Genomic DNA, 25,337 nt, shown 5'->3' on the forward strand with positions numbered 1-25,337 from the left:
AACCGTCGACTACGATCGACGCTCAAGAACAAGAACCACCGCAGGTAGAGAGGCCACCGGATGACGATGGGCGACGACCGCTGGGTCGAGGTGTCCCCGTCGCCGTTCGATCACGAGCGCAAGGGCCTGGAGTACATCCGCGACCTCCTCCCCGACGTCTCTCCTTACCGCGCGTGGTCCAACTTCGAGTTCCGGGACTCCCGCGGCGGCTGGCACGAGGTCGATCTCCTCGTTCTGGGACGTGGCCGTCTACACCTCATCGAGCTCAAGGCCTACACGGGCGTCCTGCAGGGCAACGACCACACGTGGCTCCGTGCCGGCAAGCGGCCCGAGTCCTCCCCGGTCAAGCTCGCCCGCCGCAAGGCTCAGTACCTCGCCTCACGTCTGACCGACGAGCTGTTCGCCCTGGCACGGGAGACCAACGCCCGAGTCGACGACCCGAAGAAGATCGTCCCTTTCGTCCAGCAGTCGGTCTTCCTGCACCACCCGCACCTCGTGAGCGAGCTGAGCGGTCCCGCCGCGACTGACCTGTACGGCTTTGACGGGGCCACGAAGCGCACGAACCTTCCCGGCATCAGCGAGCGCCTGCTCGAGCCCCCGCACAAGGACGTCATCGGCCCCGACCGTGAGGGAGTCCTCGCCACGCTCATCGACCGACTCCGCCCCGCTGTGCGCGCGGAGAAGTCGGCCGGCTCTTGGGTGATCCAGGAGGCGTTGCTCAGTGAGGGTGAGGGCTGGCAGGACTGGCGTGGCTACCACCACCTCGACAAGTCCCAGGACGTGCGAATCCGTTTCCTCACGCTCCCGGCCGGTGCACCGGCTGCGGAGATCAAGCGACTTGAGGCTCTGGCAGGCCACGAGTTCAGCACGATGAGCCGCCTGCACCACGATGGCCTCCTCAGGCCCAAGGACCTCGTCCACGTGGACGGCCTGGGACCAGGTCTCGTCTACCCGTTGGACGCCCGCCTCATCCGCCTCGACCACTGGCTCGCCGCCCACCCGGAGGGTCTGCCCCTGCAGACCCAGCTGCACCTCGTCCGGCAGATCGCGGAGGCCGTCCACTACGCGCACGGCAGCGCAATCGCCCACCGCGACCTGTCACCCGAGGCCATCTGGATCAGGGAGCCGGAGGACTCGTCCGCCCTGCCCAAGGCGCTCGTGGGCGACTGGCGGAGCGCTGGCAGCACTGATCCATCCACCCCGGAGTCGGGCGTCACCCGACTGCACAGCGCCATCGAGGACACCACGACGGCGGACACCCGCCACGTGGGATTCCGCGCTCCTGAGGGGGCATGGCGGGCCGCCGCCACGGACCGCTACCGGCTCGATGTGTTCGGAATAGGCGCACTGGCGTTCTACCTCCTGACCGGCACAGGGCCGGCCACATCGGCTGCTGACTTCCGCGAGCGTCTGCGCACGCAGGGCGGACTCGACCTCAGCCTCGAGGTGCCCGAGGCGTCCGAGGAGCTCCGCAGCCTCGTGCTCGGCACCACCCGCCCGTCACCTACCGAACGCACGCCCGACCTCGCCGCCTTCCTGGCCCACCTGGCCACCGCCGAGCGCACGCCCACCGCGACGACGACGGACCCCGGAGCGGACCCGTTGGACGCGTCCCCCGGGACACTCCTCGGGGAGCGGTACGAGCTCGTCAGCCGCCTCGGCCAGGGCTCGACGGCGGTCGGTCTCCTGGTCCTCGACCGCGGAGAGGACTCCGCTCCGGAGCGGGTCCTCAAGGTGGCGCTCGACGACGCCGCAGCGGCCCGGCTGCGCGACGAGGCCGACGTGCTGCGGATGCTCAAGGACCCGCGGATCGTCGCGCTCGTCGACGGCCCGGTGGAGATCGGGGGCCGCGAGGTCCTCGTCCTGGAGTCGGCCGGGCGCCAGACTCTCGCCGAGTCGCTGCGCGAGCGCGACCGCCTCTCGCTCGACCTCCTCGAGCGGTACGGCAGCGACCTGGTCGAGGCCCTCGGCGTGCTCGACAGGGCCGGAGTCGCCCACCGCGACATCAAGCCCGCGAACCTCGGCATCCGCGCCCGCTCCGGTGGAAACCGCGCGAACCACCTCGTGCTGTTCGACTTCTCACTCACCCGCGCCGCAGCGTCGTCGGTCACCGCGGGCACCCCGCCCTACCTCGACCCGTTCCTCACGGGGGAGCGCGACACGTTCGACTCCGCCGCCGAGCGATACGCCGTCGCAGTTGTCCTCTATGAGATGGCCACCGGGCTGGCGCCGTACTACGGCGACCCCGGCGCACACCCGGGCGTCGTGCCTGACGACGTGACGATCGACCCGGCGCTGTTCGACCCGAGCATCGCCGCACCGATGGCGGCGTTCTTCGCCCGCGCACTCGCCCGTGACGCCGAGCACCGCCACCACACGGCCGGCGCGATGCTCAACGAGTGGCGGGCCGCCTTCCCGGACCGGTCGACAACGGTCCCGGACGACGCCGACGACCTCGCCGCCCGAGCCACTGCGGCCACACCCCTCGCGAAGGCGGGCCTCACCGCTCACGCCCTGTCCGCACTCGAACCGCTGGGGGTGGAGACGGTCGGCGACCTCATCTCGGTCGACGCGGTCAAGCTCAACCACCTCCCCGGCTCTGCAGACATCACGCGCCGCGAGGTCAAGAGCCGGGCGAAGGACTGGCGCGACCGTCTCCTCGAGACCGACACGTCCCCGCGGCCGCGCTCGGGCGGAGCCCTCCCGGCCCCGGTCGACGCGGGCGATGTGCTCATGGAGGCGCTCGGGCGCCGCTCCCCGTCTCGGCGAGCGATGCTGCGGCTCATCCTGGGTATCGCCTCCGACGCCGATGCGTTCGCCACGCACGCCGAGCTCGCCGCTCACCTGCCACCCGCCCACGAGGGGGCGGCGCCACCCACCCCCGCCCGGGCCACGCAGATCCTCGGCGCCATGCAAGACGCCTGGGCCGGGCACACGGCGAGCTTATCGCTCCTCGACTCGCTCGTCGGCCTGGTCCGCACCCGACTGACCGAGGTCGGCGGGGTCGCTACGGTGGACGAGCTCGTCCGCGCGATCCTCGCCGAGACGGCGCCCCGCGGGACAAGCGCACACGCCACCGACGGCGAGGAGCGGCGCCTCGCGGCCGGCCTCCTCCGCATCGCGCTCGACCGGGCACGCCAGCTCGTCCGCGCCGAGACGGGAGACGTACCCCTGCACACGCGCCGGCGCGACGGGCAGGTGATCCTCCTCGCCACGGACCCGGCTCTGCTTGACGCGGCGGAGGAGCTGGGCCGCCTCGCCGACCGGCTCGTGGCAGCCGATGCGCCGACCTCGGCAGTCGTGCCGGCCGCGACCGTCGAACGGGCGCTCGCCCCCGCCATCCAGGGGATCGATGACGTGCCCGAGGAGCTCATCGCCGCTGGCCGCCTCGCCACACTCGGGGCCGGCATCGCTCGGCGCGCCGCGGCGTCGAGTGCAGGAGAGCTCCACCATCGTGACCTCACGCCCGCCGACGCCGTGGCACTCGCACTGCGCGGGACGGCCGCACACCGCAGCCTCACCCCGCACGCCGTGCGTGAGCGCACGCGGGTCCGGTTCCCGAGCCTCCCTCCTCTGCCGGAGCGGCCCGCACTCGATGCGGTCGTCTCCGATGCCGGCCTGGGCCTCACGTACGACACCGAGGCAGGCGCGTACCGCCCCCTCGGGGCCGCGGGGGGCACGACGGGCCTGCACACGAACGCCGCTACTCAAGTCGTGGACGAGCCCGAGTCGGTCTCGGTCGACGGCGTGCCGGGTCAGCGACTGCGTGAATCCGCCGAGCGCCACTCGTTCCTCGCGCTTGCAGTTCCGGCCCACCGGCTCCCTCGCGCCACCCGGGTCCTGACCACACGGTTCGGAGCAGCCGAGCTCGATCTCACCGAGGTCCTCGTCGCCGCCGTTCGCGCCCAGGCGGCGACCGCCGGGATGTCGTGGGCGACGGTCCAGAGCGCGGACGCGGCCGCCGACGGCACCACCCCCGCGCGGGGACTTGCCGCGCTCGTGGCCCGCGCTGTCCCCGAGGTTACGGCCGCGATCGAAGCCGCGGCCTCCGCCGACGGCGACCAACCCGTCCTGCTTACCGGCGTCGCCCCCCTGGCCCGGTACGGCCACCTCGGTGTCCTCGCGCCGTGGACGGACCTGTCGAGGTCTCGTGGTCAGGCCATCTGGCTCGCGCTGCCCCAGCTGCGCGCGGACCGCGGGGCGGTTATTGACGGCCACCCCGTCCCGCTCAACTCCCCCGGCCAGCTCGTCCACCTCGACGCCGAGTGGCTCGCCGCCCACGACCCTCTCGTCCCCGACCGCACCGGAGCCCCCACGTGACCGCAACCCCCGATCTCACCCCGGCGCTGGCCGCCCAGGTCCTCACGCTCGAGGACGACCTGCGTGCACGGCTGGAGGCCGACGCTGCGCTGCTCGCACGGTGGGAGACCGAGCACCGGAACGCGCTCGAGGCGGGCCGCACCGCCGGGGCATGGGAGTCGTTCCGCGACGACCGGATCACCCAGGCCGCCGTGGCGTGGGTGCTCACCACGGTTTTCGTGCGGTTCGTCGAGGACAACGCACTCGTGTCACCGGTGTGGATCGCAGGCCCGCCTGAGCGACGCCAGGAGGCATTCGACGCCCAGCTCGCATACTTCCGCAAGCACCCGGAGCACACCGACCGGGAGTGGCTGCTCCAGGCCGTCGAACACCTCAAGGGTCTGCCGGCAACGGCCGCCCTGGCAGACCCCGAGTCGCCACTGTGGCAGGTCAGTCCTTCGGGTGCCGCCGCGGAACGGCTGCTCGCGTTCTGGCGCGAGCGCGACGACGACGGCGCGCTCGTCCGCGACCTCGCCGACCCCGAGCTATCCACCCGGTTCCTCGGTGACCTCTACCAGGATCTCTCCGCGCACGCGCGCGAGACGTACGCACTCTTGCAGACACCGACGTTCGTCGAGGAGTTCATCCTCGACCAGACGATGGAACCCGCCCTCGCCGAGCGTCCGCTCGAGGGCTTCCGGCTCATCGACCCGACGTGCGGTTCGGGGCACTTCCTGCTGGGCGCGTTCGACCGGCTCGTGGACCGATGGTCCGGTCACGACCCCACGCTCGACCGCGCGGAGGTGGTGCACCGGGCACTGGATGCCGTGCACGGGGTGGACATCAACCCATTCGCGGTAGCGATCGCCCGGTTCCGTCTCACCGTCACCGCACTGAGCAAGCTCGGGCTGTGCTCGCTCGAGAGGGCACCCGACCTCCCGCTGCACCTCGCGGTGGGCGACTCGCTCCTCCACGGCACCACTCAGGACGAGCTCAACCTCGGCCCGTACGACCCAGATGCCGCCCTCAGCGGGTTCGTCTACTCGGTAGAGGACCTCGAAGAGCTCCGCGAGATCCTGCGGCCCGGACGGTACGACGTGGTGGTCGGAAATCCGCCGTACATCACCGTGAAGGACAAGGCGCTCAACGCGGCCTATCGCGCGCGGTACACGACTTGTAAGGGCACGTACGCGATGACGGTGCCGTTCATGGAACGATTCTTCGGACTCGCCCGGCCCGGCGGAGGTGACGCTCCGGCGGGATGGACGGGACAGATCACGTCGAACTCCTTCATGAAGCGCGAGTTCGGCACGAAGGTGATCGAGGACTACCTCGTGACCAAGGACCTGCGACTCGTTGCCGACACGTCGGGCGCCTACATCCCCGGCCACGGTACTCCGACGGTGATCCTCACCGGCCGCAACCAGGCGCCACAGGGAAACACCGTTCGCGCAGTCCTCGGTATCCGCGGCGAACCCGGTCGTCCGGGTGAACCAGAGAACGGCCTCGTGTGGCGCTCCATCGCCGACCACATCGGCGATCCTGGCTACGAGGACGACTGGATCACGGTCACCGACCTCGACCGCGAGGTCCTCGTAATCCATCCCTGGAGTCTGACTGGTGGTGGGGCGGCCACCACCAGCAGCACAATCAGTGAGAAGTCAAACCGCACACTCGATGAACTTCTCGACGGCAAGATTGGATTCGCGAGCTTTCCCGGAGCGGACGACGCGTTCTTCTCCTCTATGCGCGAGCTCACGCGAACGGGAATTGACCAAGTATTTCGGCGAGCCGTCGTAACGGGCGATGTTGTTCGCAACTGGGCAATCGCCGATGGTTCGTCGGCGTTCGTGCCCTACGACAACAATCTTCAACTCATCGAACTCGACACCACGTCCACCTGGTACCGGCGCCAGTGGCCCCTACGCACTACTCTCGGATCCACAACTGGTTTCGGCGGACAGACGAAGAGCGATCTGGGTGAGCCATGGTGGGGCTGGTACCGGTGGGTCCCGGCTCGCTACCGAACACCGCTATCCATTACGTTTGCGTTTGTGGCGACGCACAATCATTTTGTGCTCGATCGCGGCGGGAAGGTGTTTAAGCAGTCCGCGCCGGTGATCAAGCTGCCCGAGGAAGACAGCGAGGACGACCACCTCGCGCTGCTCGGCGTGCTCAACTCCTCGGTCGCCTGCTTCTGGCTCAAGCAGAACAGCCAGAACAAGGCCTCGGCGTTCACACCAAGCGGCATGATGGACCAACCCTGGTCGTGGAACTACGAGTTCACCGGGACCACGCTCAAGGACTACCCACTTCCCGATGTCCTCCCACTGGAGCGCGGTCGCACCCTCGACCGTCTCGCCCAGCAGCTCGCCGTGCAGACGCCGGCCGCCGTCGCTGGACGCGGGACTCCCACGACATCCGCGCTGCAGTCCGCTCATTCTGCGTACGAGCACCTTCGCGGCCGAATGATCGCCGAGCAGGAGGAACTCGACTGGGAAACCTACGGGCTCTACGAACTCGTCGACGCGGACCTCACCTACGCCGGCGACGACCTGCCCCAGCTCAGACTTGGAGAGAGGGCATTCGAGATCGTGCTCGCCCGCCAAGTCGCCGCCGGAGAAGCCCAGACAACGTGGTTCGCGCACGAAAAACAGCGTTCGACCCCGATCACCGAGATTCCCACGCACTGGCCCGAGTCCTACCGCGATCTGGTCCAGCGCCGGATCGACCTCATCGAGTCCGACCGGTCGATCGGGCTGCTCGAGAAGCCGGAGCACAAGCGACGGTGGTCGTCGATCCCGTGGGAGAAGCAACAAGATTCCGCGCTGCAGGACTGGCTCCTCGATTGTCTCGAGGACCGTCGATACTGGTTCGATTCCCAGGGCCGTCCCGCACCGGCGTCCATCGCGCAGCTCGCGGACCGGGTGGCGCGCGACCCGGAGCTAGTCGGCGTCGTCGAGCTATGGACGGGCCGGAAGGACCCCGACCTCACGGACGCCCTGTCCTCTCTCATGGTCGACCAGGCCGTGCCCTACCTCGCTGCGCACCGGCTCAAGGACTCAGGACTCCGCAAGCGCGCAGCCTGGGAGCGAACGTGGGACCTCCAGCGCCGCGAGGACGCGGGCGAGAGCGTCGGCACGATCCCTGTGCCCCCGAAGTACACGAGCGCGGACTTCCGCAAGCAGTCGTGGTGGCAGCACCGCGGCAAGCTTGACGTGCCCAAGGAGCGCTTCATCCTCTACCCCGACGCGGGACGCCCAACCGACCCGACCGCGCTCCTCGGTTGGGCCGGCTGGGACCACGCCGAGCAGTCCCTCGCACTCAGCATCCTCCTCGGCCAGCGCGAGGCCGACGGCGTGACGGACGACAAGCTCACGCCCCTCGTCGCGGGGATCGCCGAGTTGCAACCCTGGGTCGAGCAGTGGCATGCCGATCTTGACCCCACCTACGGCATGTCGATGGCCGAGTTCACCCGCCAGCAGCTCGAGGACCGCCGTCGTCAGGTCGGTGCCACCCTCGCCGACCTCGCAGCCTGGCGTCCCGCCCCCTCCACCCGCGGCCGAAAGCGCAAGTCATGAGCACGTTCCTCTCCCACGTCATCGACATCCCCTCCCGCGCACGTGAGGAGGACTACGTCCTCCGCCTGACGGACAGCGTGGGGGGCGGGGCGTCGACGGCGCTCGACCAGTACGTCGTCACCCCTGCGCTCACCGAGTCGTTCGACCAGGCGCTCGGGCTCGTGGCGGAGGCCATCCGGTCCGACACCTCACGCGGGGCCTTCCTCGCCGGTTCGTTCGGCTCCGGCAAGTCGCACTTCATGGCCGTCCTGCACGCCCTGCTTCGACAGGACCCCGAGGCACGCACGAAGGACGGCCTCCAGCAGGTCGTCGCCCGGCACGACCCCGCGCTCCGGGACCGCAACGTGCTGCCGCTCGCATTCCACCTCCTAGGCGCCGAGTCCCTCGAGCAGGCACTCTACGACGGCTACATCCGCCAGATCCGTGCCCTGCACCCCGACGCCCCACTGCCGGCGGTGCACGAGTCCGACCAGTTGCTCGTCGACGCCGAGACGATGCGCCGCAGCCTCGGCGACGACCAGTTCTTCACCCGGCTCGGTGGTGACGCGGAGGACGCCGGCGAGTGGGGCGCCGTCCTCGGGTCCCAGTCGTGGGACGTCGACCGTTACGACCGGGCACGGGCAGCCACGCCCGACACGGCGGAGCGCCAGGAGCTCGTCTCCGCCCTCGTCTCCGCGTTCTTCTCCTCCTACACCCGGCAGGCCACGTACCTCGACCTCGACACCGGGCTCGCTGCGATCTCGTCCCACGCCGAGTCACTCGGCTACGACGCCGTCGTGCTCTTCCTCGACGAGCTCGTTCTGTGGCTCGCCTTCTCCGTCCAGGACCACGAGTTCTTCCGTCGCGAGAGCCAGAAGCTCACCAAGCTTGTCGAAGCCGGTGCGGGCAGGCGGGCGATCCCACTCGTCTCCTTCGTCGCCCGCCAGATGGACCTGCGCCGCTGGTTCGCTGACTCGGGCGCCTCCGGCGCGGAGCAGGAAGCTCTCGACCGAGCGTTCCGTCACCAGGAGGGCCGCTTCAGCACCATCCAGCTCGGTGACGACAACCTCCCGTACGTCGCCAACCGCCGGTTGCTGCGTCCCACGGATGCCGAGGCCGAGAAGGTGTTGACCGACGCCTTCGAGCGGCTCGACCGCCGCCCCGAGGTGTGGGACGTCCTCCTCGACGGCGTCAACACCGACGAGGCCCACGGTGGGGCGGACGAGGCTGCGTTCCGCCTCACCTACCCATTCTCCCCCGCTCTCGTCTCCACACTCCGGTCTCTCGCCAGCGTCATGCAGCGCGAACGCACCGCACTCAAGGTCATGCAGACCATGCTCGTTGAACGGCGCGACACCCTCACGGTCGACGACGTCATCCCCGTGGGCGACGCGTTCACCCACATCGTGAGCGGCGAGTCCCCCCTCGACCCCCAGTCCGCGGCCCTGTTCCGCTCGGCGCGCGACCTCTACCTCGAGAAGCTCCGCCCACTCATCCTGCGGAACAATCAGCTCCAGCCCAGTGATCTCGAGGCCGCCGAACGCGGCGAGACCGATCTTCCCACCGGTTACCGCGCGGACGACCGCCTTGCCCGCACACTCCTGCTGGCCGCGGTCGCCCCCAAGGTGCCTGCCCTCCGCGACCTCACCGCGTCACGGCTCGCGTCCCTCAACCACGGCTCGATCCTCTCGCCACTGCCCGGCAACGAGCGCAACGTCGTCGCGAGCAAGGTCCGGAACTGGGCGACCACCATCCCCGAGATCAGGGTGAGCGACGACTCTCGGGACCCGGTCGTCACCGTCCAGCTCGTCGACGTCGACTACGAGTCGATCGTGGACAAGGCCAAGGGCGAGGACAACGTCGGTCGTCGTCGGGAGATGGTCAAGGAGCTCCTCACCGAGCTCCTGGGGATCGAGCTCGGCGACGAGGACATGTTCGGTGGCTACCGGCAAGCTGTGACCTGGCGCGGTTCGCGGCGCGAGGTCGACCTCGTCTTCGGCAACGTGCGTGACAGCTCGTGGCTCACCGACCAGAACTTCGTCAATCGCCCCGGTACCTGGCGGCTCGTCATCGACCACCCGTTCGACGAGGAGGGGCGTTCCAGCGCAGAGGACATCGCCCGGCTCGACCGTCTCATGGCCGCCGGTCAGGCACGCCAGACGATCGTCTGGTTGCCCCGGTTCCTCTCCGCGGAGAGGATGCGGGACCTGCGCCGTCTCGTTGTCCTCGACTGGCTGCTCGGTGGCACCACCTCAGAACGGTGGGACAGTCACTCCAACCACCTGTCCGAGACCGAACGCGCCACGTCGAAGGCCATCCTCCAGGGGCAGCACTCCTCCCTCCGGGCAAGTGTCAGCCAAGCACTGCAGGTCGCCTACGGCATCGGTGCGCCCTCTGCAAGCCTGGTGATCGACGACGACGCGCACCAGCGCCTCCTCACCAGCCTTGACCGGTCGTTCGACCCGGGGATGCCGGACGGGGTGACCCTGGCCGACGTGTTTGCCAAGCTGACCGATCAGGCATACACGACGACGTATCCGGCCCACCCTCGGTTCGAGCCTGGCGACAAGGCGGTGACACTGGCTGAGCTGCGCCGCGTTGCCGACTACCTTGCCCGCGCCTCGGCCGACTCCGAGCATCGCGTGCCGCTCGAGGGTGACGTCAGCGGCGTGCGCCGCATCGCCGGCACGCTCGGTGTAGGCACAGCGGCCGAAACGCATTTCCTGTTCGACGACTCACGATTCAGCCCGTGGGGCTCGGAGATCTCCCGCGCCGGCGGTCGTGACGGTGTGTCCGACGACGCCCCGGTCACCGTGGGCACACTCCGCCGGTGGATCGGCGCCGTCACGCCTGCCTACGGGCTTCTCCCCGAAGTCGGGGACGTCGTCATCATCGGATGGGCGCTGCTTCGCCAGCGCGCCTGGTACCAGCACGGAGGCGCGATCGAGCGGCCCCAACCAGGAAAGCTCACCGACTCGATGGAACTCCGCAGTCAGCCCATGCCGACCCCGGAGGCGTGGGCCGGTGCGACACGCGCTGCGGGGTCGCTCCTGGGCATCTCCTCATCGCCTTACCTCACTCCTGACGCGATGGCCCGACTGTCCAGTGCCGTTCGATCCCGTGCACAGGAACTGGCCGAGCCCGCAGCGCGGCTCGCTGATGCACTGTCAGACGCCTACACCAGGCTGAACCTCAGCGGTGAGCGCACGACCGACCGGCTGCGCACCGCCCGCGAAGCAGCTGAGCTCGTGAACGCTCTCAAGGTTCTCAACGGCGTCCCGCTTGTCGAGCGCCTCGCCACGGAGGACAAGAGCGGGAGGGCCGTCATTCTCGGAGCCTCACTGTCCTCCGCGGCCGAGGTCGCCGAAGAGCTCGAGGACTTCCAGTGGTCGGTGACTGAAGGCCTACACGAGGCAACGGATCCGACCGGAGTAGGTATCTGGCAGCACTTCTTGACTGCCCTTGTCGACGACGAGCACGCCATCCGGCTACGGCCGGTCCTCACGGACACTGTCAAGAAGTCCATCAGGTGGCTCGCGTCCCTGGTGCGGAGAACTCCTGCCTCCCAACCGGCTCCTACGCCCTCGCCGGAAGACGTCCCAAAGGGCCCGGGAGACATTGAGCTGCCGCCGATAGACAGAGCGACACGGGACAACTCGGGCGCCGTCGTCGTGCGACGTACTGGAATCAACAAAGATGTGGTTGCCGAACTAACCGCCTTCCTCGAGGCCCACCCGGGGCAGGACGTCGAGATCACCTGGCAGGTTGTCGAGTGACAGCTTCGACCACACCACGGGCGGAGGCACTGCCTGTCGGACGCTCCCTCGTCGTGTCGCTGGTCGAGGACTCCGAGAGTCACGGCTACGGGCCGGACCGGCCCGATTCAGCCTCGGCGATCGGCATCTACGGTGACCCCGCGACAACCGAGGCGATCGACCTCGAGCACCGCGGCACGACCGTGCGTGTCCGGCCGTGCGTATCGACACTCGCCGCATGGGAGGAGCTCCTCGCTCACGACGGCACCGGGTGGCTCGTCCTCGTCACCGACCGGCCCGAGTCCGACCTCGGCTCCGGGGTGCTCTCGCACCTCGTTGGCCACAAGCTACGAACTCCGGATCCGTGGGACGCCGTACGGCAACAGTTCGCCGCCACCGGCATCGACCCGGCGCTCTATGCCGGCGAGCACCAGGCCGATCTCGCACGCGGACTGCTCGAGATCCGTCCCGAGTCCGGGTGGCCCCCCGCGCCGGCCGGCGCGCTCACCCGCTCGCACGTCCTCCACAGCGTCGCACGCATCCACCTTGGGCTACGCCCCCGTGATCTTGACGCGCTCGGCGTCCTCGACTGGTCCACGACGAAGGGACTGACGGCCCAGATCGCCGATCTCCGTGCCAGAGCCGGTGACATCGTCGCTGAAGCGACGCTGCGGTGGATCTCGGCTGGTGCTGGAGCAGCAGCGCCGCTGCTCGATGCGCTGGTTCGGCGCGGCGAGATCTCTGACGCAGTGCCGCTGGGGCTCGTGCTCGACGTGTTGCTCGCTGCCGGCCACGACGGTCGCGCCGGCGTTGCGAAGCTCGAGGAGATGTGGAGCAATGGACGTGCGTCGACGCCCGCAGGCGCCTTGGAGTCACTTGCCGAGACGTCGACGACACTGATGGAGGGCATGGCCAGCCCGGGCGTCACTGACTCTGGTGGCGACGTGGTGCGACGCGCGGAACAGCTCCTCGCCGTGGCGGATAAGCAGCATCTGGCTGGTCATTCGGGCATCCTCCCGAGCGGGCTAAGCGTTCGTGTCGCTGCGCTGGCGGGTGCGATGCGACGTGTGGTGGCAGATCTGTCAGGTCCGACACCCGCCGTCGCCAGCACGTCAAAAGTCTCCGAGGCTATGGAAGCGGCGTGGGAGCTCGTCCGTGCACATCGACTCGCTCGCCGAGGAACAACGCAATCCTCGCGCATGCGGCCGATCGAAGGAGCTGTTCGCCTGGTGCGGTGGCTCGGCCTCGAACGCTCCGACAGAGGTCAGCTGACGGGCGGGTCGAATGCCGCTCTCGCCACGCTGACAAAGCGACAGGCATCAACTGACGCATGGGTGGACTCCGCCGTCAACGACGTTCACGAGGGCACCGCTGACAACGACCTCGGCACGGCATTCAACGAGGTGCTCTCGGCCGTCCGTCAAGTGCGCGACGCACATGACCGAGAGTTTGGAACCGCGGTCGCCGGGGCACACGGAGCAGAAGACCTGCGCGGGTTGGGCGATCCTGAGGTGCAGTTGCTCGAGAACGTCGTCGCGGACGTCGTCGCGCCGATCGCTCGGCAGCACAATGTCCTCCTCCTGGTGCTCGACGGCCTCAGCACCGGGGTGTCGACAGAGATTGTCGGCGACCTGCTGCAGTCCCGGACGTGGATCGAGTTCCTTGTCCCTGGCGCCTCGGCACGGGCATCAGCGCTCGCCGCGCTGCCGTCGCTCACTGAGGTGAGCCGGACGTCGCTCCTGAGCGGGAAGCTCACGCGTGGCGACCAGTCGAACGAGAGGCAGAACTTCGCGCAGTTAGTGGACGCACTGGCTCTCGGGACGACGAGTTTGTTCCACAAGAAGCCGCTCGACACCACACGCGCGGGCTTCGCTGTCGCCGACGACGTTGCATCCGCGATCGACGATCCCGACCAGCGACTCGTAGCGTGCGTTCTCAACACGATCGACGACGCGCTGGACCGCAGCGACCCGGCGGGCACTGCTTGGACCGCAGACGCGGTCAAGCATTTGCAGCCCTTGCTCGACCGGGCGCGTGCGGCAGACCGGATAGTCGTCATCACGGCGGACCACGGGCACGTGGTGGAGCGGCGCGAAGGACGGCAGGTCGCGGCACCGGACTCCTCAAGCTCTCGGTCGCGCGGCACCACGACGGCGGCCGCTGATGGCGAAGTCCTCGTCACCGGGGCGCGGGTGCTGCTGCACGACAGAAGCACAGTGCTCCCGTTCGACGAGCGGCTGCGGTACGGCCCGCTCAAGGCCGGCTACCACGGCGGCGCCAGCCCCGCCGAGGTGGTGGTTCCCCTGGTGGTCCTTGCGCCGGACGAGACCGTCGGCGAGGCGTTCGGTCTGGAGGCAGCACCCGCTCAGGAGCCCGACTGGTGGATGGGACCCGTCGTCGAGAAGACCGTCGAACCTGGGGTGGTGCGAACAGCCAGGAAGTCGCCCGTCCAGGACGGGCCAGATCTGTTCGGCAACGTGCCGGAGCCTGCACCAATGGCACGGCTCGAGCCGCGTCGTCCCGCAGGCAAGGGCTCGCTCGGGACGGCGGTGGTGAAGTCGAAGACGTTCGCCTCGCAGCGTGCTCTCAGTGCGCGGGCCTCCCTGAGTGATGAGCAGGTGTCGGCGGCGATTGATGCCTTGGCGGCAGCTCCGTCGACCCGTACGTCGAGCGACATCCTCGCTCGCGAGATGGCACTGTCACCGGTCCGTGCCCGTGGTGCTGTCTCTCAGCTGCAGAACTTGATTAACGTTGAGGGGTTCCCTGTTCTCCGGACAGAGGGTGCAACGGTGATCCTCGACGTCGACCTCCTGAGAGAACAATTCTCACTGAGTGCTCACCACACAAACCTCCAAATGGGTCAGAATAATGCGCATTAGATCCTTTGAGATTGAGAACTATCGCGGAATCAGGCACGCACATGCCAGCGATCTCGACACAAGACCACTCACGCTTATAACCGGGAAGAACGGCACCGGCAAGAGCCTCATACTCGAGGCGCTTACTGCTGCCTGGTCTGGAAACATCAATCTCCCGGATTTCGTTGGCCCTTACGGGAATCAACTTCGCATCGCTATCGAGTTGACTCTCGACGAACATGAATATGAACTGGTCAATTCGTGGCGAACTGCGCGCGAATTGCCTGAAGTCTCAGCAGCTATATCGCACACCCTCGAAGCAGTCTCCACGAATCGCGAAAGTACGGGCACCTACAGTCCTCGAGACGAAATGGTGACCACGCTCCAGAATCCGCAGTTCTCCAAATCACATCCATTTGCCTCTATTGACCTCCTATCGGCACGCCGGCAACTTTCCACTACCAGCGTAAACACAGTTGACATGTCAATGCTCGATCGCGCGGCAGCAGCCGCTGCACGACGAGACATGTACGACCAAGAAATACGATGGAAGGCGGGTATGCACATGCCTGACATCGGCACCTATCTCACGTCACTCGACTATCGAAACTATGTAGCCGGCCGCTCAGGAATAGAAGTCGAGGACGAGTATTCAAGGTTGAGCGAGATATTTCATGCGGCCACAAGCAAGGAGATTCTTCGCCCCGCCTATGACCCCGACACAACCAAGACCGCCATTAATGTCCGACTCCCCTCCGGCATCACACATGAACTCGAAGATCTCTCGAACGGCGAACGAGAGATGCTCGGAATGCTCTACTATGTCGCGCAGCTATCGGCCCACGGCGGAGTGCTCCTTCTCGATGAACCTGAAAAGCACCTACATCCCTCACTCCAGTCTTCAGTTCTAACTGCCATGTTGTCGGTGGCCAGCCGTGGACAGGCCCTAACTGTCACGCACTCACCGAATCTAATATCCGCAGCACCGTCGGATGCCGTCATCATCGTCCACCCCGCCTGGGGTTCAGCGACGAATCAGGTGCAATCCACAAATAGCGACGACACGAGTGCAGGAGCCCTCGCCGACCTTGGAATTCCGCGACGAGATCTCTTTCAATCATCTTTCCTCCTGGTAGTCGAAGGTCAAGATGACCAACAACGGCTGAAGATGCTACTTCCCGACGTGCTTGCAGACGCAAAGGTTCTGATTGCAGGCGGCAGAAGGGAAGCGCTAAACGTCGCGACATCTCTTCGCAAGCTGGAACCAGGGATCCCTTGGCTGTGCGTGGTCGATCGAGATTATCTAACGGATCAAGAGGTCGCACGGATCGAAGAATCTGGCAATACATTCGTCTGGGGCGCAAGAATGCTCGAGAATCTGCTTCTTGACACCGAACTGCTTGGCCTGGCATTCAAGAGTTCACCCTACTTTACCGCAGATGCTCTCGAAAAGGATCTCCGCTCGTCGGTCAACTCCACGAAAGAAGCAAGCATTACGCAGTTTGTGAGCGCTCGGGTGAATGGCACTGAATATCATGCAGGCGAATCAACTTTCTCTCAAAACTCCGACAAGATTCTGGGCTCGTTAGAGTTCGAGCTCGCTCGGATCCAACATCAGATCAAGCAGTACGAAACAGTGCGGGACTCAGTAGTTGAAGAGATCGCCGAGCGCTGGGACAGGGACTGGAAACTATTTGCCGAGGGAAAGCGCGTACTGAAATCGCTCAACGAGAAATACAAGGTCTACAAGAACGCGCAATCTCTCATCGATAAGCTTATGGTTGAAGCGCGAGAAGACAGTGCACTGATGCCGGCCGAGATTCGACGACTCAAGGAGGAGATTGACGCTACTAAAGCGTCGGTGTCCGCCGCGCAGATAGGGCACGCGCACCCATTGGTCAACCACAAATCGGTAGATTCAATCATTAGGACGTCGAATCCTGAACCAAATCTTAACCGTGCCATGGATGCAGACCCATACATGTGACATGCGTACCCAGACCTGGGTGAGACTCAAATGGCGCTAGCACGAACGGCTTCAACCAGGAGTGCTTTCAGTTTGCAAGCATTAGCAGATCACTGCATCACCAACTCATGATCTCAACCAACTCCATTAGAGTGGGCTCGTGTCCGAGTCACATCTGCTGAGCTCACGGCGTCGCCGCTTGGTCGTCGATGCTCTGCGCCGCGGGACGGTGCCACAGGCGGGGCTGGATGTGCTGGCGGTGGGTCTGGACCACTTCTCAGACGCCCTCAACTCCGAGTTGGATACCGCCGCTGGCGGTGGGGCCGTCTTCAAGGCTGTGCGGGGCGAGTACGGCACGGGCAAGACGTTCTTCGTCCGGCACCTTGCCGAAAGGGCGATCGGACGTGGTTTCGCAGCGGCCGAGGTCCAGATCTCCGAGACCGAGACGCCCCTCCACAAGCTCGAGACCGTCTACCGGCGGGTGACGGAGTCCCTCCGAACCGCCTCCGTCCCGCCAAGCGCCTTCCGGTCGGTTCTCGACTCATGGTTGTTCACCGTGGAGTCCGACGCCTTGGACGCCGACCCGGCGCTTGAGACTGCCGGAGAAGGGGCACTCGCCGAGGCTGTCGACGAGCTGCTCTCTCGCCGACTGGCCGAGGTGTCCACGAAGGCGCCCACATTCGCGATGGCGTTAAGGGGGTATCGCCGCGCAGGATCCGTGGGCGACACCGAGACCGCCGACGGGCTCGCCGCCTGGCTCGGAGGACAACCACACGTGGCAGCCGCAGCCAAACGCTCAGCCGGTGTGCGTCAGGACCTCGACCACTTCGGCGCCATGGGATTCCTCCAGGGACTGCTCACCGTCCTGCGCGACGCCGGCCACCCCGGCCTGCTCCTTGTCCTCGACGAGGTCGAGACGCTGCAGCGCATGCGGTCCGACGTCCGCGACAAGGCACTCAACGCCCTGCGCCAGCTCATCGACGAGGTCGACTCCGGACGCTACCCCGGCCTCTACCTCGTCATCACCGGAACGCCCGCGTTCTACGACGGCCCATCCGGTGTCTCCCGCCTCGCACCCCTCGCCGGGCGTCTGGCCACCGACTTCCAGACCGACGCCCGGTTCGACAACCCGCGAGCCGTTCAGGTGCGCCTGACCGGCTTCGACCGGACGAAGCTCATCGAGCTCGGACTCAGGGTGCGCGACATCTATGCCGAGGGCAGTGGCTCTGCCGACCGCATTGAGGCCCGCGTGGACGAGTCCTACGTGGGCGACCTGGCTGACGCCGTCGCCGGGTCTCTTGGTGGCAAGGTGGGAATCGCGCCCCGCCTGTACCTCAAGAAGCTCGTCGGTGACATTCTCGATCGGGTCGACCAGTTCGAGGACTTCGACCCTCGCCGCGACTACTCGCTCACGGTCGGTGCCGGGGAACTAACCGACGTCGAGGACAACGCCGCACGGCGCGGGCAAGCACCCGCCCCTTCGACGGCGGGCGACATCGAGCTCGACCTGTGAGCGCACGGTGAGTGGTGGGCCGGCACCGGACGGTTTCTCCGCACTGCACCCGGTGATCCAACACCACGTGGTCAACACGCTGGGTTGGCCGTCCCTGCGACCGCTCCAGGAACAGTCGATCGGTCCTCTCATGCGCGGGCACGACGCCCTGCTGCTTGCTCCGACAGCGGGGGGCAAGACCGAGGCTGCCATGTTCCCGTTGCTCAGCCGGGCCGAGCAGGAGAGCTGGCGCGGGGTCTCGGTGCTCTACGTGACGCCGCTGAAGGCACTGATCAACAACCTCGAGCCCCGGCTGGACGGGTACGCCTCGTGGCTTGGCCGGTCGGCCCAGGTCCGCCATGGCGACACCACGCAGGGGGCACGCAAGCGCCAGCTCACCGCACCGCCCGACATCCTGCTGACGACCCCTGAATCGGTAGAGTCGATGCTCGTGTCCGTCTCGGTCGACGCTCACCAGGTGTTCTCCGAGCTGCGTGCCGTGATCGTCGACGAGGTGCACGCCTTCGCAGGCGACGATCGCGGGTGGCACCTCCTGGCCGTCCTCGAACGACTCTCCAGGGTCGCAGGTCGTCCACTCCAGAGAGTCGGGTTGTCTGCCACCGTTGGAAACGCCCCCGAGCTGCTCGCCTGGCTTCAGGGGAGCAACGCGCGCCGAGGGGTCGAGGCATCGGTGGTGGCGCCGTCGTCGGGCATTGCCAACCACTCACACAGTGCCCGCCCCTCCGCTCCCCCGAGCGCCGATCTCGAGCTCGACTACGTGGGAACGGTCGACAACGCGGCAACCGTCGTGGCTGCTTTGCACCACGGCGAGAAGCGGCTGGTATTCACAGACTCGAGGCGCACCGTCGAGGAGATGTCACTGGCACTTCGCGAGCGCAACGTGGAGACGTACGTGTCGCACTCGTCGCTGTCCGTGGACGAACGTCGACGTGCCGAGGAGGCATTCACCGTCGCCCGGGACTGCGTGATCGTCTCGACGTCGACGCTCGAGCTGGGGATCGACGTCGGCGACCTCGACCGCGTGATCCAGGTCGGCGCACCCAGCACCGTCGCCTCCCTCCTCCAGCGGCTCGGGAGAACCGGGCGACGGGCCGGGACCAGCAGGAACATGATCTTCCTCGAGACCGACGATCAGGCGTTCCTGCGGGCCGCCGGTCTCCTGCTGCTGTGGTCGGAGGGGTTCGTCGAGCCGGTCGTCGCGCCGCCCGTGCCGCGCCACATCCTGGCGCAGCAGCTGATCGGTATCGCGCTGCAGGAGGGCCGTGTCGGTGAGGAGGTGTGGCCGGAGTGGCTCGGAAAGCTCCGGCTCGCACCCGCGGACGATGTGTCGGAGATCGTCCAGTGGCTGCTCGACGAGGAGCACCTGGACCTCGACGGCGGGATGCTGTTCGTCGGACCCGAGGCGGAGCGCCGGTACGGGAAAGTGCACTTCCGTGACCTCATGGCCGTGTTCACGGCCGACCCCGAGTTCCTCGTGCTCCACGGCCGGAACGAGATCGGTTCCGTCGACCCCACGGTGCTCACACGGAAGGTGGAGGGACCGCGCCGAGTGACCCTGGGAGGCCGCGCCTGGCTCATCTCGCACATCGACTGGACGCGGCGCGTCGCCTTCGTCGAGCCGTCGGATCACGGAGCAGATCCGCGATGGCTCGGAACCTCGCAGCCGTACTCATTCGAGCTGGCACAGGCCATCCGGCGCATCCTGCTGGGAAATGAACCCGAGGGGGTGTCACTCACGGGCCGCGCCCGACGGCGACTCGACGCGCTGCGCGCCGAGTACTCGGGGCGCGTCGATCTGGAACGGACAGTGGTTCGCAAGGGTGAGACTCGCACGCGATGGTGGACCTGGGCGGGCTCACGGGCGAATGCCGTCCTGGCCGCGTGTCTCGACGCGATCGACGGCGAGATCCTCGGCGACACGATGTCGTTCGACAACTTCCAGATCGCTCTTCGCAGTGACGTGACGGCATTTCGGGTGTCGGAGGCGATGGTGGAAGCCCGTCGGGAGTTCGGCGACGACCTCCGCGGTGCGTTGCCGATCGTCGACGAGCGGGCGGTTCGCCAGCTGAAGTTCGCCGAGATGCTGCCGCCGAGCCTTGCCACGGCGACACTCGCTGCGCGCGGAGCTGATCATGTGGGTGCAGCGCAAGTTCAATCCGCCATCCAGGGCGACTCAATGACGGAAGGGCATCGATGACGAGCCATACGGAAACTGCTGAGGTGACCCCAGATCGAGAGACGCCCGCCTACCTGCTGACGAACAATCCCAAGTACCAGCAGCTCTTGGATGAGGAGATCGATCAGTACCTCTCGGAAATCAGTGCTGGTCGCCGCGTCGTTGACAGATGGTCAACCGGCTTGAGCAAGAAGATCCGCAAGGGAGACCGCGTCTACCTTCTCCGCCAGGGAGTCGAACCGCGGGGCATCATCGCCAGCGGCACAGCCGAGCGGGACGTGTATCAGGACAAGGACTGGCGGGGCGGACGGAAGCTCATCAACTACGTCGACGTCGTCTGGGACACGTTCCTCGACCAGCTGCATCCTCTCCCGACCAAGGAACTCATTCGCATTGCCCCTCACACGTCCTGGAGGCCACAGGCGTCCGGCACCTCGATCAACGCAGCGGACATCGAGGCCGTCGATGTCACGTGGCAGACGCATGTCGCCAAGGTTCTTTCACCGGGAAGCGGCATCCGTGGAGCGCAGGACCCGCGAATCCGCTCGGGGAAAGAGAGCGACCACGGCAAGGACGGCGGGGCGGAGAAGCGGAACGACGACACCACGAAGCGGGGCACCTCCCAAGGCCGTCGTGTTGACCCAGTGAAGAAGAAGCTGACGGAGGACCTCGCGCAGCAACGATTGACCGAGCACTTCAAGAACGAGGGTTGGACGGTCGAGGACGTTCGCACGACGAAGCCCTATGACGCGTTAGCCACGAAAGACGGGCGCAAGCTGTATCTCGAGGCCAAGGGCACCGTGACCGCCGGCCAATCGGTAGATGTCACGCCGAACGAGGTCAAGTTCGCCCGCAACCACCCCGGCCAGTGCGTGTTGGGCATCCTCTCCGGAGTCACCTTCGCCACGGACGATTCCATCGATCCGGGTAGCGGGAAGTTGGAGATCTTCGACTGGAATCCCGACGCGGGAACGCTGATCCCCACGGGATATTCATTCACTCCCCACCGTGTGACTCACACAGCACACCCCGACCTCCGGCCGTAGGCTCCCACCACCTGCCGTCGACCTCTCGAAGGGCGTCATCGATGACCGAGACCAGACAGACCAAGGTGTTCGAGTGGAGCGAGGTCGAGCCCGCACTCGTCCGGGAGATGCTCCGAGCCGCCTACACGGAACTCGCAGACCCTGGCGACGTCTCGAAGCTCGGCACGCTGGCCGACGACAAGCTCCACAAGCAGGCGCACAGGACCTTCGGCCGGCCACCCGCCACGCGGTTCCGAGCCAACACCTCCCCCGTCACGCGCGTGCTGCGCGACGTCTGGCTGCCCACCGCGGACGAGCACATCCTCGAAAAGCTGACCGAGGCCCTCAACAACTACGACCCACTGTCCACACGAGCGCAGCGACTGGACCTGCTGCTCAAGCGCAGGTTCACGACCTCGTACACGAAGCTCCTGTGGGGGCAGTTCATCTCCGCGCACAAGGCGAGCCGCACGACGCCGAAAAAGGGGAGGAAGTCGCCGAAGCTCACCTTCGGCCCGCCCGCCAAGCTCCAGGGCAAGGGCCTCCCGCCTCGCTACTCCACCCCATACCCGCACCAGACCGAGGCCATGGCGGCGCTCGACCGCCTGCGTGACTCCGAGGGCGAGCGATCGGGACTCATGGTGATCCCCACGGGCGGCGGGAAGACGGCCACGATGGTGAAGTGGCTGATGACGGAGATGCGCCGGCGACCCGATCTGCGGGTGCTCTGGATCGCGGACCAGCGCGAGCTCATCGGTCAAGCGGTTCGTGAGTTCCAGGCACTGGCCGCCGAGGAGCCGACGGACTTCACCCGCGTGATCCGCAACGTGCACGGGCAGGCCGGGATCGAGGCGGGCTTCGCCGACGCGAGCACGGACGTCATCTGCACCACCCGGCAGACCCTCGTAACCGGTTCGTTCGACACGAAGATGCGGATCGTCGACCACTTCCTCACCCGTCCGGTGGTTGTCGTCGTCGACGAGGCGCATCACGCGGTCTCCCCCACCTACCAGCGCGTCCTCGCGCACGTGCGCGAGACGAGCACGGACATGATGCTCGTCGGGCTCACCGCCACCCCGTGGCCGGCCGGCGCCGGGCAAGCGAAGCTCCTTCGGGAGACGTTCGCGGAGGGACTCGTCGAGGTCACCACGGGCGAGCTGGTCGACAAGGGGCTTCTTGCCCGACCCGTCATGCACGACGTGGCAACACCTGACCAGATCGACGTGAGCCCCGAGGACGTCGACCGCATCGTCAAGGGTGCCGAGCTCCCGCCGCACGTCCTCCGCCAGCTCAACCGCGAGTCACGCAACGCGCTCATCGTCCGCACGTGGCTCGATCGACGACTCGAGTGGGGCAAGACCCTCGTCTTCGCCTGCGACATCGCCCACGCGGAGTCCCTGGCGGCCACCTTCCGCGCCGCCCACGTCCGCACCCACATGGTGCACAGCGGGATCGACGACGACTCACGCGAGGTCATCGAGGACTTCCGCACGTCTCCGGACCCCGGTGTCCTCATCTCGGTCGGCATGCTCCTCGAGGGTGTCGACATCCCGTCGGCCCGCACCGCGTTCCTCTGTCGTCCGACGGCGAGCCACGTCGTCATGCGCCAGATGATCGGGCGGATCCTGCGTGGCCCGAGCGCCGGCGGTGACCCGGACGCCCACGTCGTCGACTTCGTCGACGACTGGTCGATCCCGTTCGGTGTCGTCGGCCCAGTCAACATCCCCGACGTCGCCGGACGGGTTGCACAGGACGAGCTCGACGGGAGCGAGACCACCCTGCCCCCGATCCTCGACGACGACGGGGTGGAGATCGGCGAGGACCTCATCCGTCGCATCGCCCTCGTCATGACCGAACGGGTCCAGGAGTACGGTCTGACGGCGACCCTGACGGGTGCTCGTCTCGTGGGGTACTACCACCTCGACATCCGGCGGATCGCCGTGTTCGACCACGCCAGGTACGTGTGGGAGGACGCCGCCGACTGGTCGCTGACCACCGGGACGAAGGCGGTCGCCAGTGTCCAGGCCCTGTTCGAGGACGTACCGCCGCCGAGTCCGTCGACCGACGAGGTGCAGGCATTCGTCGGCTACTGCCGCTCGCACGGTGCTCCCCCTCCTCTCGTTCCGCTCGACGCCGACGTCGACGTCCGCATGACGGCGCGCGCCCTTATCGACGCACCACCGATGTCCGAGCACGACCGGATCGAGTTCCTGCGCACGAGGTACGACAGCTCGCTCGCCCGCGCGATCTACCCGACGTTCCAGACGTTCTACGAGGCCGTCACGCAGGCGAATCTCGAGCTGCTCGACGTGGTTCCGGGAGGCGCGACGCCGGAGTCGGTCGACCTGCCCAGGACGACGGCTGGCACGCCGATCGCTCGCGATCCCGACCGTGATCTCCAGGCGTTGTTCGAGGCGACGGTCGAGACGGGCCGCGAGCTCCTCGCCCATGAGCGGGGCTACGAGGGACGGCTCGACAAGCAGGCCCTGCCCTCCATCCGATGGACGACGTCAGTGGCGTCGACGTTCTGGGGCACGTGGAACTGGCGACGGTCGACCAAGGCGAAGGGAAAGCCGGTGATCAACATCAACCAGTCGCTGCAGGCGCCGGTCGAGCAGGTCTCCGACGGTGTCCTCATGGATCTCATCTGGCACGAGCTGTGCCACCACCTCACGCCCGGCCGGGGGCACGACGCCGAGTTCCGCCGCCTCGAGCACCTGTGGCCCGAGCACATCGAGCGCAGCCACGAGCTCCAGACCCTTCCCGAGCACTACTCAGGACTGTTCCGGAACGCCTGACAAACCCCCGTCGGCCGCCGGTCGTAGAGCGCTCGGCGGCCGACTGATCGCGGGCGGATCCGCGGTTGCTAAGTCCCGATCCAACACTCTCAGAACAGTGTCCGCGATCACCCGGATCCGCACGATTCCGCGCCTGATCCACCCATCTCGATGTCAGTGGTCGTCGATAGATTTGGGGTCATCGGGACGGCGCGCTGGACGCCTCCCGAGACCCTCGAGACTCGGAGGCCACGAGTGCTGCCCACATCCACTTCCACGCGCGTGAGGCGCGTGTGCACCGACGGGCCGTCGGCATGACCGGCAAGCTCCTCACGTCCGCCGGGGCGTCCTTCTCGCTCATCCCCGTCCCGGACCTCACGCTCGTCAATTCGCCGACACCACCGGACTCCCTGCTCGTCGACGTCGAGCTGGTGTCGCCCGACCGCTTCGTCCGCTACCTCGGACGCCGCATCGACACGACCTTCCTTCTCGAGCTGGCCGACATGTACCTCTCCGCGGCCGAGGTCGAGAACCCCGAGGAGCTCGACCACAACGTCGGCGACGAGGACTGCCGACTGGTGGTCGAGGTCGAGGACTCGAGCCCGTTCGACGTGACGCTCAAGATCAGCATCGACCCCGACATCGAGGGCGACGCCTACGAGTTCGACGCGGTCATGTTCGACGTCACCCGGGCCGCCCTCATCACCGCCGCCCACGAGTACGAGAACTGGCACAAGATCGTCACCCAGAGGAGCACCCGATGAGCTATCTCGGCACACACCTCGACCTGGAGCCCGGCGCCCGCGTCACCGGCATCTCCGTCGGCCCGTCGAGCGACGCCCTGTACGAGCACCAGGCCCGGTTCTTCCTCCACCGGATCCGGATCCCCGGTGGGCGCGACGGGGCCGACGTCGCGGGAGCGCTCGCCCGGTTCCTGCCCTCGGCCGTCGCCACCATGTCCGGCGTCGAGCCCGACGGCGGTGCGTGGTGCGCCGTCGTCCAGTACGTGCCCGAGGTCGGCCTCGCCCGCCTCGCTCGCCAGTCCCCGACAACTCCACGCGTCCGGGTTGCGCGGAACATCGCGCGCGCCGGTCTCGAGCGGGCCCAGGACCTCACCGGAACCCGGGGCGAGGTCCTCGAGCACGTCTTCACGGACATCGAGGCCCGCAAGGCGTTCCGTGCCGAGGGGGCCGAGGACGACGACTGGGACGCGATCTCCCTCCTGATCGCCCTCCTCTACGAGCTCCCCACCGAGGTCGACCTCAACTGGCTCGACGACGAGATCTCGGACCCGGCGCTCGACGGCCGCGAGCTCCACGCGCACCGCCTCACCGAGCTCTCGCGGTTGCTCGGTGACTGGGCCGTCACCAACCACGGGACGGTCGCCTGACCCTCGGTCGCGCCTCAG

At 67.2% G+C, this 25,337-nt stretch carries 11 protein-coding genes; all 11 read left to right on the plus strand.

Features of this window, described 5'->3' with window-relative positions; all coding sequences use genetic code 11:
• Positions 1 to 60 precede the first annotated feature (60 nt).
• The 11 genes from pglW to AC24FB_RS01410 all read left to right on the plus strand — a co-directional run bounded on the left by pglW (position 61) and on the right by AC24FB_RS01410 (position 25,319).
• Entirely contained in the window at positions 61 to 4,320 is a 4,260-nt protein-coding gene (pglW, locus tag AC24FB_RS01360; RefSeq protein ID WP_425713175.1) for a BREX system serine/threonine kinase PglW, read from the plus strand.
• Entirely contained in the window at positions 4,317 to 7,880 is a 3,564-nt protein-coding gene (gene pglX, locus AC24FB_RS01365; protein WP_425713174.1) for a BREX-2 system adenine-specific DNA-methyltransferase PglX, read from the plus strand. Before pglW ends, pglX begins: the two co-directional genes overlap by 4 nt.
• Positions 7,877 to 11,635, plus strand: coding sequence for a DUF6079 family protein (locus AC24FB_RS01370; RefSeq protein WP_425713173.1), 3,759 nt, complete (start codon positions 7,877 to 7,879; stop codon positions 11,633 to 11,635). The genes pglX and AC24FB_RS01370 overlap by 4 nt, the downstream gene beginning before the upstream one ends.
• Positions 11,636 to 11,688: 53 nt before the next feature.
• Complete coding sequence (gene pglZ, locus AC24FB_RS01375; protein ID WP_425713172.1) at positions 11,689 to 14,493, plus strand: BREX-2 system phosphatase PglZ; 2,805 nt, start codon at positions 11,689 to 11,691, stop codon at positions 14,491 to 14,493.
• A complete protein-coding gene (locus AC24FB_RS01380) occupies positions 14,447 to 16,459 on the plus strand; it encodes an ATP-dependent nuclease (protein ID WP_487560684.1) in 2,013 nt (670 codons plus the stop codon). Before pglZ ends, AC24FB_RS01380 begins: the two co-directional genes overlap by 47 nt.
• 139 nt (positions 16,460 to 16,598) lie before the next feature.
• Positions 16,599 to 17,951 (plus strand): BREX system ATP-binding protein BrxD, encoded by a 1,353-nt coding sequence (gene brxD / locus AC24FB_RS01385; protein WP_425713170.1) that lies wholly within the window; start codon positions 16,599 to 16,601, stop codon positions 17,949 to 17,951.
• A 67-nt stretch (positions 17,952 to 18,018) separates the two neighbouring features.
• Positions 18,019 to 20,148 (plus strand): DEAD/DEAH box helicase, encoded by a 2,130-nt coding sequence (locus AC24FB_RS01390; RefSeq protein WP_487560689.1) that lies wholly within the window; start codon positions 18,019 to 18,021, stop codon positions 20,146 to 20,148.
• Positions 20,145 to 21,173 (plus strand): protein NO VEIN domain-containing protein, encoded by a 1,029-nt coding sequence (locus AC24FB_RS01395; protein ID WP_425713168.1) that lies wholly within the window; start codon positions 20,145 to 20,147, stop codon positions 21,171 to 21,173. The genes AC24FB_RS01390 and AC24FB_RS01395 overlap by 4 nt, the downstream gene beginning before the upstream one ends.
• A gap of 41 nt (positions 21,174 to 21,214) precedes the next feature.
• The gene (locus AC24FB_RS01400; protein WP_425713167.1) at positions 21,215 to 23,950 is read left to right on the plus strand and encodes a DEAD/DEAH box helicase; all 2,736 of its coding nucleotides are present in this window, start codon (positions 21,215 to 21,217) and stop codon (positions 23,948 to 23,950) included.
• 293 nt (positions 23,951 to 24,243) lie between these two features.
• Positions 24,244 to 24,693 (plus strand): hypothetical protein, encoded by a 450-nt coding sequence (locus AC24FB_RS01405; RefSeq protein WP_425713166.1) that lies wholly within the window; start codon positions 24,244 to 24,246, stop codon positions 24,691 to 24,693.
• The gene (locus AC24FB_RS01410) at positions 24,690 to 25,319 is read left to right on the plus strand and encodes a hypothetical protein (RefSeq protein WP_425713165.1); all 630 of its coding nucleotides are present in this window, start codon (positions 24,690 to 24,692) and stop codon (positions 25,317 to 25,319) included. The genes AC24FB_RS01405 and AC24FB_RS01410 overlap by 4 nt, the downstream gene beginning before the upstream one ends.
• Positions 25,320 to 25,337 lie beyond the last annotated feature (18 nt).

Source organism: Georgenia sp. Z1344 (genome assembly GCF_057652375.1).